11 protein-coding genes and 1 pseudogene are annotated in these 9805 nt (G+C 72.4%); 9 read left to right on the top strand and 3 right to left on the bottom strand.

What is annotated here, in order from left to right:
- Positions 1-216 (bottom strand): annotated as a pseudogene (locus ACLBYG_RS31010) (transglutaminase-like cysteine peptidase); the annotation flags it as partial.
- Between the two features lie 250 nt (positions 217-466).
- Here ACLBYG_RS31010 and ACLBYG_RS31005 point away from each other — a divergent pair.
- From ACLBYG_RS31005 to ACLBYG_RS30985, 5 genes are all read left to right on the top strand, one after another.
- Positions 467-1036 carry a c-type cytochrome, methanol metabolism-related gene (locus ACLBYG_RS31005; RefSeq protein WP_447684009.1) on the top strand — a complete coding sequence of 190 codons (570 nt, stop codon included), beginning with the start codon at positions 467-469 and terminating at the stop codon, positions 1034-1036.
- Positions 1037-1195: 159 nt separating this feature from the next.
- Positions 1196-2398, top strand: a complete 1203-nt coding sequence (locus ACLBYG_RS31000; RefSeq protein WP_447684008.1) for an FIST signal transduction protein — start codon at positions 1196-1198, stop codon at positions 2396-2398.
- Positions 2395-3741, top strand: coding sequence for an ATP-binding response regulator (locus ACLBYG_RS30995; protein ID WP_447684007.1), 1347 nt, complete (start codon positions 2395-2397; stop codon positions 3739-3741). The genes ACLBYG_RS31000 and ACLBYG_RS30995 overlap by 4 nt, the downstream gene beginning before the upstream one ends.
- Positions 3742-3962: 221 nt before the next feature.
- On the top strand, positions 3963-5390 hold the full coding sequence (locus tag ACLBYG_RS30990; RefSeq protein WP_447684006.1) for an MFS transporter: 1428 nt from the start codon (positions 3963-3965) through the stop codon (positions 5388-5390).
- Positions 5391-5458: 68 nt separating this feature from the next.
- A complete protein-coding gene (locus ACLBYG_RS30985; RefSeq protein WP_447684005.1) occupies positions 5459-6256 on the top strand; it encodes an SDR family NAD(P)-dependent oxidoreductase in 798 nt (265 codons plus the stop codon).
- A gap of 343 nt (positions 6257-6599) precedes the next feature.
- On the opposite strand, the gene ACLBYG_RS30980 is transcribed toward ACLBYG_RS30985, so the two are convergent.
- On the bottom strand, positions 6600-6959 hold the full coding sequence (locus tag ACLBYG_RS30980; protein ID WP_012320460.1) for an SWIB/MDM2 domain-containing protein: 360 nt from the start codon (positions 6957-6959) through the stop codon (positions 6600-6602).
- A gap of 243 nt (positions 6960-7202) precedes the next feature.
- On the opposite strand from ACLBYG_RS30980, the gene ACLBYG_RS30975 reads away from it, so the two are divergent.
- From ACLBYG_RS30975 to ACLBYG_RS30965, 3 genes are all read left to right on the top strand, one after another.
- A complete protein-coding gene (locus tag ACLBYG_RS30975; protein ID WP_020092516.1) occupies positions 7203-7325 on the top strand; it encodes a hypothetical protein in 123 nt (40 codons plus the stop codon).
- A 49-nt stretch (positions 7326-7374) separates the two neighbouring features.
- Positions 7375-7860, top strand: a complete 486-nt coding sequence (locus ACLBYG_RS30970; protein WP_042669689.1) for a DUF2721 domain-containing protein — start codon at positions 7375-7377, stop codon at positions 7858-7860.
- Positions 7861-7978: 118 nt separating this feature from the next.
- A complete protein-coding gene (locus tag ACLBYG_RS30965; protein ID WP_447684004.1) occupies positions 7979-8344 on the top strand; it encodes a PRC-barrel domain-containing protein in 366 nt (121 codons plus the stop codon).
- Positions 8345-8443: 99 nt separating this feature from the next.
- On the opposite strand, the gene ACLBYG_RS30960 is transcribed toward ACLBYG_RS30965, so the two are convergent.
- On the bottom strand, positions 8444-8851 hold the full coding sequence (locus ACLBYG_RS30960) for a hypothetical protein (RefSeq protein WP_026604823.1): 408 nt from the start codon (positions 8849-8851) through the stop codon (positions 8444-8446).
- A gap of 339 nt (positions 8852-9190) precedes the next feature.
- Here ACLBYG_RS30960 and ACLBYG_RS30955 point away from each other — a divergent pair.
- Positions 9191-9805 (top strand): PRC-barrel domain-containing protein (locus ACLBYG_RS30955; protein WP_447684010.1); only part of this gene is annotated, 615 nt, incomplete at its 3' end.

The following is a 9805-nucleotide window of genomic DNA, read 5'->3' as shown; positions in this document are numbered from 1 at the left end:
GGTCTGGCAGAACGTCACCCACGCCGCGATCGGCTTGGCATCGCCCTGCACCCGGGCGCCGGCCTCGGTGGGCAGGCTCGCCAGCGTCTGCGCCTGGGCCGGGGCGGCGAGCCCCGCGACGGCGAAGGCAGCCAGGGCCGCCCGGCGGCTCCGGGAGAGCCGACGCGAGGCGGGTCCCTTGACCAGGCCCTGCATCATGGAAACCGCGAACCGCATCGCCGGGACCCAACCGTTAAGCTCTCGTTAACGAAAGCTCTCACGCCGGGGGGCCGGCGGCAATCCGCCGATTAACAAAAGGTTAATGCTGTGCGCAACGCGGATAAGCGCACTCTTGGCCGGTCATCGCGACGCTCCCCGGCCGTGCGCGAAAACGTGAAGGCGCCTCAAGGTGTTCTCCGACGAGATCCGCCGTTATCCCGGCACCGCGCCACCAAGAAGAAGCCTGTGGGCGGCAGGAGGAAGACGTATGCGGTGCGTTGCAGACAGAGTGGCCGGCCTCGTCCTGGCCGGGCTCGCAGCGGGAACCCTGGGGATGCTGCCGGCCTCCGCCGCGGCTCCGACCGCCGCCCCGCCCGCGACCGACCTGAAGAGCGACGGGCCGACGCAGCCGGCCAAGGTCCAGGACGGCCAGTACACCGACAAGAACGGTAACCCGACCTACCACGTCACGGACGGCGGCAAGATGGTCGACTGGTACACCATGTCCGGCTACGTCCGGTACAGTGCGAACTGCATGGCCTGCCACGGCCCCGACGGGCTGGGATCGACCTACGCGCCGTCGCTGGTCGACGCCCTCAAGGGCATGGACTACGCGCAGTTTGCCGGCATCGTCGTGGGCGGCAAGAGGGACGTGAACGCCTCGCAGGAGTTGGTGATGCCCGCCTTCGGCGAGAACAAGAACGTCACCTGCTACCTGCCGGACATTTACACCTATCTCCGAGCCCGCTCCGACGGGGCGCTCGGCCGCAACCGGCCGTCCGAGCACGAACCCAAGCCCGCGGCCTTCGAGAAGGCCGAGGATGCCTGCATGAAGTGAGGCCGCCCTGGTCCGGCTTCCCGCGCGAACCGGACCGGGTCGACACGCCCCGTTGCACCGCTCGATTGCGCACGACATACTCCGCCCAAGACGCTGAAGAGCGGGCGCCAAGCCTGCCGAGGGGGTCGCAGGGGGTGGAACGTGGCTCAAGGATCGGGAGTGCGCCGCCATCTGTGCGGCATCTGGACGGCCTGGACGGACGCGGCCGGGGCCGCCGACGCGGCCGCGGAGGTCGCGCGCGCGGTCGGTGACACCGCCCTGTCGCAGGTCGTCGCGTTCTTCTCCGCCGATTACGATGCCGAGATCCTGGCCCGCGCGCTGGAGACCCGGTTCCCCGGCGTGCCGGTGGCTGGCTGCTCGATGTCGGGCGGCATCGCCCCGGCCGGCGGCCTCGACCGCGGGCTCGTCGTCATCGCGTTCCCGGCCGAGCGGTTCCGGATCGTCTCGACCGTCCTCGACGCCATCGACCACCTCGACGTGGAGCGGACCGCCTCGGCGGTCCGGGCGCTGCGCCGGACCCTGGACCCGCTGGACCGGTGCCGCGATGTCGACGCGGCCGGCACGGGCCACCGCTTCGCCCTGTCGCTGATCGACGGGCTCGCCAACGCCGAGGAGACCGTGGTCTCGGCGATCGCCTGGGCGCTCGACGGCATCCCGATCGTCGGCGGCTCGGCCGGCGACGACCTGCGCTTCCGGGACGCCGTCATGCTCCACGGTGGGAAGATCCACCGCAAGGCGGCGGTCCTGGTGCTCGTCGAGACCGACTTCTCGGTGGAGATCTTCAAGAGCGACAATTTCGAGCCGACGCGGACCAAGTTCGTGGTCACCGCCTCGGACGGCGAGCGCCGCACCGTGCACGAGCTCAACGCCGAGCCGGCGGCCCGGGAATACGCGATGGCGATCGGCCTCGACCCCGAGGGCCTGTCGCCGATGAGCTTCGCCGCCTACCCGCTCGCCGTGAAGGTCGGCGGCGAGTATTTCTGCCGCTCGATCCGGCGGATGAACGAGGACGGCTCGCTCAGCTTCTTCTGCGCGGTGGACGAGGGCGTGGTGCTGACCCTCGCCGAGCCGCGCGACATCGTCGCCTCGACCCGGGCGGAGCTGGCGCGCCTCGACGCCGTGCTCGGCGGCGTCGACCTCATCATCGGCTTCGAGTGCGTGCTCCGCCGCCTCGACGCCGAGAGCCGGCAGGTCCGGCACGGGATCGCCGACCTCTACCGCCGCTACAACGTCGTCGGCTTCGAGACCTTCGGCGAGCAGTACCGGGCGATGCACCTGAACCAGACCTTCACGGGCATCGCCATCGGCAAGACCCTCGCCGCGGGCGCGCCGGCCGCGGCCCCCGCCCCGGCCGCGTCGTGACCTTGCACCCGAACGGCCTCGAGACCGACGCGTCCCTGCACCGGCGGATCGAGAAGCTCGAGCGGATCAACGCCGCGCTGATGTCCCATGTCGAGCGCTCCATGGACCAGCGGGGCAGCGCCTACTCGCTGTTCCAGACGGCGATCATGCTCGAGGGTCGGGTCCGCACCCGCACCGAGGAGCTGACCGGGCTGATGCATCGGCTGGAGCGCTCCAACGAGGCGCTGGCCGCGGCCAAGGAGGAGGCCGAGACCGCCAACCGCTCGAAGACGCGGTTCCTGGCGGCGGCGAGCCACGACCTGCTGCAGCCGGTCAACGCCGCCCGCCTCTCGATCTCGGCGCTCGCCGACCTCGACGTGCCGCCGGAGGCGCGCACCATCGCCGGACAGGTGGAGCGGGGCCTGCAGACCATCGAGGACCTGATCAAGACGCTCCTCGACATCTCGAAGCTCGATGCCGGGATCGTCCGGCCGCAGGTCCAGCCCGTCTTCCTGCCCGACCTGCTGGCGGGGATCGCGGAGAGCTTCGAACCCTTCGCGCAGCGCAAGGGCCTGCGCCTGTCGGTCCACTGCCCGGACCTGACCGTCACCAGCGACGTGGTGCTCCTGCAGCGGATCCTCCAGAATCTCGTCTCCAACGCCGTCCGCTACACCCGCACCGGCGGGATCGTCCTGGCGGCCCGGCGCCGGTCCGGCGGCGTCCGGATCGAAGTGACCGACACGGGCTGCGGCATCGCCGCCGAGGAATGCGAGCTCGTCTTCGACGAGTTCTTCCGGGGCGGCGACCGGCCGAGCAGCGGCGAGGAGCCGGGCCTCGGCCTCGGCCTGTCGATCGTCCGACGCATGGCCCTCGCCCTCGATCATCCCCTGCGGCTGCGCTCCCGGGTCGGCCACGGCACCCGGGTGTCGCTGACGCTGCCCCTGAGCGCGGTCCCGGCCGCCGCCGCGCCGCCCGCCCCGGTGGCGACCCGGCTCTCGGGGGCCCACGTCCTCGTCGTGGAGAACGACGCCTCCACGGCCGACGCCCTCGCGCGCCTCCTTCAGAACTGGGAGGCCCGGGTCTCCACCTTCCGCGACCTCGCGGGCGTGAAGGCCGCCGTCGCGGCGGGCGCCGGGGCGCCGGACATCCTGGTGCTCGACTACCATCTCGACGACGGCGCCTGCGGCCTCGACGTGGCAGCCTATCTCCGGGCGCTGCGGACCGACCCGCTCCCGGTCATCGTCACCACAGCCGACCATACCGGCGCGGTCGAGGAGCGCGTCACCGCCGCCGGCGCGGAGCTCGTGCACAAGCCGATCAAGCCGGCCCAGCTCCGCTCCCTGCTGACCTACATGCTGGCCTGAGCCCGATCGGGCGCCGCGACGCGCCGGCTCGCGCCGGATCCGAGCCGCGGGCGTCCGCGGCGAACAGAGCCGTCCGCGCCGTGACATAGGACACACGGCACCCCTCGACGGGCCTCCCCGCCTGCGCGACAGGGAGCAGCATCCGCGGCGCGTCTCGTGCCCGGATGTCCCCCCGCCATCGACGTCACGGACCCGCCGGGACGCCGCAGGAGCGCGCACCCATGGCGCAGGTCCCGCACGGTCCGACAGGCAGCCCGCCGGGTCATCCTCAGGGCACCGCGCAGGGGCCCGTCCAGGACGGCCTGCCGCCGCGCGAGCGCGTCCTCGCCATGGCGGCGATCGGGCTCGCCATGACCATGGCGGTCCTCGACGGGGCCATCGTCAACGTGGCGCTGCCCGTCATGGCCAAGGACCTCGCGGTCCGGCCGGCCGACGCGATCTTCGTGGTCAACGCCTACCAGGTCGCCGTCACGGCGAGCCTCCTGCCGTTCGCGGCCCTCGGCGACATCTTCGGCTTCCGGAAAGTCTACCTGCCGGGGCTCGCGCTGTTCGTCGCCGCGTCGCTCGCCTGCGCGGTCGCGCCGAACCTGCCGATGCTGATCGCGGCGCGCATCGTCCAGGGCCTCGGTGGCGCGGCGATCATGAGCGTGAATATCGGCTTCGTGCGCTTCATCTACCCGCACCGGATGATCGGCCAGGGGGTCGCCAACGTCGCGCTGGTGGTGGCGGTGGCCTCGGCCGCCGGCCCGACCGTGGCGGCGGCGATCCTCTCGGTGGCGACCTGGCCCTGGCTGTTCCTCGTGAACATCCCCGTGGGCCTGCTGGCCCTGGCGGTGGCGTCCCGGACCCTGCCGGTCACACCGGCGAGCGGCCGCCCCTTCGACCTCGCGAGCGCGGTGCTCAACGCGCTGACCTTCGGCCTGCTGATCATCGGGATCGACGGTCTCGGCGATCCGGAGGCGCGCGGCGTCGCGATCGTCGAGCTCGCCGCCGCCCTGGTCATCGCCGCGGTGTTCGTGCGGCGCCAGATCCGGCTGGCCGCCCCGCTCCTGCCGGTCGACCTGCTGCGGATCCCCGCCTTCGCCCTGTCGATGGCGACGTCCGTCGCCTCGTTCTGCGCCCAGATGGTCTCCTACGTGGCGCTGCCCTTCTACTTCCAGGACGTGCTCCACCTTTCCAGCACCCAGACCGGCTTCCTGCTCACCCCCTGGCCGATCGCGGTCGCCGCGATGGCGCCGATCTCCGGCCGCCTCGCGGACCGCTACCCGCCCGGCATCCTCGGCGGCGTCGGGCTGGCCATGATGGCCGCCGGGCTCGTCAGCGTGACGCTCCTGCCCGCGGCCCCCGCCACCCTCGACATCGTCTGGAGGCTCACCCTGTGCGGCCTCGGCTTCGGCCTGTTCCAGTCGCCCAACAACAAGGTCATCGTCACCTCGGCGCCGCGCGAGCGGGCCGGCGGGGCGAGCGGGATGCAGTCGACGGCGCGGCTCACCGGGCAGTCGCTCGGCGCGGCCTTGGTGGCGGTGATCTTCGGCCTGACGCACGGGCTCGGGGCCGAGCGGGCCGTCACCATCTCGCTCTCCTGCGCGGTGGCGCTCTCGGTGATCGGCGGCTGCGCCAGCGTCCTGCGGCGGAGTCGGAGCGGCTAGACCGACCCCGTATGCCACCGCGGGCGCGGGACCGCGTTGACGCGACGAGTCACGTGCAGGAGCGTCCCATGGATCTCGATCTCACCGGCCGGAAGGCCCTGGTCACCGGCTCGACCGGCGGCATCGGCTACGCCATCGCCAAGGAACTCCTCGATCTCGGCGCCGAGATCGGCATCAACGGCCGCACGCCCGAGCGCGTCGAGGCCGCGCTGGCGAGGCTGCGGGGCGAGGCGCGGGCCGGCCGCGCCTTCGCGGCACCGGGGGATGTCGCGACCGCGGACGGCGTGTCCGCGCTCGTCCAGGGGCTGCCGGTCGTGGATATCCTGGTCAACAACACCGGGATCTTCGAGCCGAAGCCGTTCTTCGAGATCCCGGATGCCGACTGGCAGCGCTTCTTCGACGTCAACGTGATGAGCGGCGTGCGCCTGTCCCGGGCCTACACGCCCGGCATGGCGGAGCGCGGCTGGGGCCGGGTGATCTTCATCTCCAGCGAGTCCGGGATCAACACGCCGACCGAGATGGTCCATTACGGGATGACCAAGACCGCGCAGCTCGCGATTTCCCGCGGGCTCGCCCAGACGGTGGCCGGCAGCGGCGTGACGGTCAACAGCGTCCTGCCCGGCCCAACCCTGTCGGAGGGCGTCGCGGAGTTCATGACGCAGATGGCCGGCGGCGCGGCCGACGCCGACCTCGAGGCCATGGGCCGCCAGTTCGTCGCGGAGCACCGGCCTTCCTCGCTGATCCGGCGCCTCGCGCGGGTGGAGGAGGTGGCGAACCTCGTCGCCTATCTCTGCAGCCCGGCAGCGAGCGCCACCACCGGCGCAGCTCTGCGGGTCGACGGCGGTGTCCTGCAGGGCCTCGCCTAGGATCAGGCAGGGCCCGAACCCGGGATCAGGACCGGTCCGGGCATCACCCGCCGGTCTCGGAAGCGGTGGCCCGGTCGACCAACCCGCGGACGCGGCACCGCGATGGCCCAGCGAGAGCGCGCGAGGAAGCCCGGGATCCAGACCCGTGGGATCCGGACCTGTGGACGCCCCCCGTTCCGCGGATCGCCCGAGCCCGCCGGGTTGACCGGCGGCTCTGGATACCCGGCTTTCGCCCGCGGCGCGCCGCGCCATGTCGGCCGGTCGTCCGGCCCGACTGGAGCGTCGCGGAGGCACCTAGAGCCGTCGGCCCAGACGAGACGCCGGACTTGGCTCTAGGTCGTGATCAGGCCTTCAGGTGGGCGGCGAGATGCTTGTTCATCTCGAACATGGAGCACTTGTCCTTGCCGAAGACCTTCTTGAGCTTGTCGTCGGCAACGATCTCGCGCTTGTTCTGCGGGTTCTGAAGATTGTTCTTCTTGATGTAGTCCCAAACCTTGCTGACCACCTCGCCGCGGGGCAGCGGGCTGGTGCCGACGATGGCGCCGAGCTCGGCCGACGGCTTCAGCGGCTGCTGCAGAGCGTTGGGCTTGGTGCCGGCCGACTTGGCGGCAGCCGGCTTCGCAGCCTTCGCCGGGGCGGCCTTCTCCGCAGTCTTGGTGGTCTTGGCCGCCTTCGGCGCAGCCTTCTCGGTCTTTGTGGCCATAAACTTCCTCCGGTTCTCGGGCCGCAGGCCGGGGCATGATCGCCCCACGGCCGAGCCAGCATAGCAGCAACTAAGCGGTGCCGCCGCCGTTCCAAGGGGAAATTGCCTTTGCAGCCCCCTCATCCACAAGGCACGCACGAGAATCCCCTGTGGGATCGCCCGATCGACGCCGTGGTGAAGATTATTCGGTCCGATGCCGGGCGCGAAACCTGCTCTTAACAATCCTGCGCGCGAAGTACAGACATGTTCGCCCCGGCCCTCACGCTCGCGCTCCTGCTCGCCACCGGACTGGTCACCGGTCTCGGGTTGGTGATCCGCGCGGAGACGACGGCCTCCGGCACCGCGCCGGGGCGCGGACTGATCTGAGCGACCCGGGATTGCCGCGCCGGTCCGCCGGGTGCATCAGCCCGACCGCATGACCGACCCGATCACCCTCGCGAGCCTGGAAGGGACTGCCCACGTCGTCCAGGTGGCGCTCAGCCCCGTCTTCCTGCTGTCGGGCATCGCGACGCTCCTCAACGTTTTCGGGGCCCGCCTCGCGCGCGTGGCGGACCAGGCCGACCACGTCTCCGGATTGCTGGCGGGGGCCGGCGACGCCGAGCGCGTCCGCCTCGGGCAGCGCCTGGACCGCCTCCATCGGCGCTCCCTCGCGCTCGACGCCGCGGTGTTCCTGGCCGCGCTCGGCGGCGTGGCGACCTGCGGCTCGGTGCTGACGCTGTTCGTGGGCGCGCTGCGCGACAGCACGGTCGCGACCCTGCTGTTCGGCCTGTTCGGCGCGGCGATCCTGTGCACGCTGTGCGCCCTCGTGGCCTTCGGCTTCGAGATGCTGCTGGCGAACCGCTCGGTCCGCGACCGGATCAACCAGCGGCGGGCGAGCGCCGGCATGCCGCCCGACCGCTGAGCGCTCGGTGCGGGTCCGGACCCCGCGCCCCGCCGGCGGAACCGGTCCCGACCGGCGCGCTTAGTGAGCCGAGGGACCGCCGCGCGGGCACGACCCCGCGCGCGAACCGGGAGAGATCATGCCGACGGACCTGCCCAACGAGCGCACCCTGAGAAAGCCCGGCACGCTGGAGCTCGACCCCGCCGCCGGCGAAGGCGTCGCCATCGACGAGACGCCGCGTCTGATCGCGTCCAACAGGGTCGAGGGCACCGCCGTCTACGACCGCAGCGGCCGCCATCTCGGCGCCATCCACAATTTCATGGTGGACAAGATCTCCGGACAGGTCGCCTACGCGGTTCTGGCCTTCGGAGGCTTCCTTGGGCTCGGCGAGACCCATCACCCGCTGCCCTGGAAGGCGCTGAGCTACAGCACCGAACTCGGCGGCTACGTGGTCGATCTCGAGGCCGGCGTGCTCGCGGAGGCGCCGAGCCAGGCGGCCGGTTAGGCCCGGCTCGTCGACCCGGGCTGTCGGGCGCGGATCATCCCGCGTCGCGGCGCGCGGACGCCCCGCTGCGGAGCGGTGCGGGCCCCGGGACGTGCCGGCTCAGAACTTCCCGCCGAGGCCGACGCTGCCGCCCGGCGACAGCATCGGGCCCATCGATCCGCTGCCGCCGCTACCGCCGACGGCCGCGTTGCCGCCGTCGAGATCCTCGCGCCGGATGCGGCGCTCGCCGCTGTCGGCCGTCCGCGTGGCGCCGCCGGCGGTCTTGGGAATCGCGAGCTGCCTCGTCGGCGCCGTCTGGAGAGGCTGACCGTCGGCATCGACCGCGGCGTTGCGCGGCTCGCGGTTCGGCAGCGAACCGCGCAGCGACGGCGGCAACCCGACCTCCGTCGCCGGCATCACGCCTCCGCCTCCGCCGAGCGCCTGACAGCCGGCCACGAGACCGGACAGGGCAGCACCGAGCGCGAGGCCGCGCGCTGCCGCGCATCGCGACGTGGTGAGGGTCGACATCGTGTAGTCCTCGACAGTGGCCACGGTGCCATCCGCGGCTCGCGTGGGTTTATGCGCGGTTGTCTACGCTGGGGATGCGGCGAAAACCAGACAGCGCCGCGGGACGCCGGGGGATGACGCCGCCCCCTCGGGCCGTGCGGGCGCCCCGCGCGGCCCGAGCCTTGCTGCGAAGCCGCCGCGGTCCATAACTTCGCCCAGGTCCTGCGGCACGACGCCATCCGCGGGCGGGATCCTGCCGGCGGCGGACCCGGAACCGGCCGAATGCGGTCGTGGACGCGCCGGCACGCCGGCGCGGCCCGGCCTTTCCTCAGAGGACGAAGCGTGTTCAGAACCAACCGGATGATCGCGGCCGTGACGCTCGCCCTCTGGGCGTCGGGGGCCGCGGCGCAGGCCCAGGTGAGCGGCAGCGAGGGTCCTGCCGGTCAGGCCGCGCCGCAGAGTCCGGCCGCGCCGCCATCCGCACCGCCGGCCCAGACGCCTGCCCAGACCCCGGGCCAGACGCCGGCCCCGGTACCGGCCCCGACGCCACCGCCCGCGGCGACCCCGGCCGCCCCGCCCGCCAGCCCGCCGGCTGCCGCGGGCGCGCCGCCCTCCGCGGCCCAGGCTCAGCAGCAGGGGACACCCGCCACCGTCCTCGACACGCAGGATTACGAGAGCCTGCTCGGCCGCAGCGTGCGCAGCGCCGGCGGCGACGAGCTCGGGCGCGTCATCGACATCATCATCGACAAGGAGGGTCATCCCCGCGCCGCCATCATCGATTTCGGCGGCTTCCTCGGTGTGGGAACCCGCAAGATCGCCGTGGACTGGCGCGCCCTGCGCTTCACGCCGGACGGCGGGAAGGAGCGCAAGCTGTCGGTCGCGCTGACCCGCAATCAGGTCCGCGTCTCCCCGGAATACAAGGCCGGCGAGCCGATCGTGGTCCTGGGCCCCGCCAGCCCGGCCGCGCCCGCGGCC

Source organism: Methylobacterium sp. D53M (assembly GCF_053345625.1).
Note: the sequence above shows the minus strand (reverse complement) of the source record. Positions and strands in the feature narration are given on the sequence as shown.

What these genes read in the sequence shown, in the direction of transcription:
- ACLBYG_RS31005 (WP_447684009.1), top strand. Translation starts at nt 467, where the DNA reads ATGCGGTGCGTTGCAGACAGAGTGGCCGGCCTCGTCCTGGCCGGGCTC.
- ACLBYG_RS30990 (WP_447684006.1), top strand. Translation starts at nt 3,963, where the DNA reads ATGGCGCAGGTCCCGCACGGTCCGACAGGCAGCCCGCCGGGTCATCCT.
- ACLBYG_RS30985 (WP_447684005.1), top strand. Translation starts at nt 5,459, where the DNA reads ATGGATCTCGATCTCACCGGCCGGAAGGCCCTGGTCACCGGCTCGACC.
- ACLBYG_RS30980 (WP_012320460.1), bottom strand. Translation starts at nt 6,959, where the DNA reads ATGGCCACAAAGACCGAGAAGGCTGCGCCGAAGGCGGCCAAGACCACC.
- ACLBYG_RS30975 (WP_020092516.1), top strand. Translation starts at nt 7,203, where the DNA reads ATGTTCGCCCCGGCCCTCACGCTCGCGCTCCTGCTCGCCACCGGACTG.
- ACLBYG_RS30970 (WP_042669689.1), top strand. Translation starts at nt 7,375, where the DNA reads ATGACCGACCCGATCACCCTCGCGAGCCTGGAAGGGACTGCCCACGTC.
- ACLBYG_RS30965 (WP_447684004.1), top strand. Translation starts at nt 7,979, where the DNA reads ATGCCGACGGACCTGCCCAACGAGCGCACCCTGAGAAAGCCCGGCACG.
- ACLBYG_RS30960 (WP_026604823.1), bottom strand. Translation starts at nt 8,851, where the DNA reads ATGTCGACCCTCACCACGTCGCGATGCGCGGCAGCGCGCGGCCTCGCG.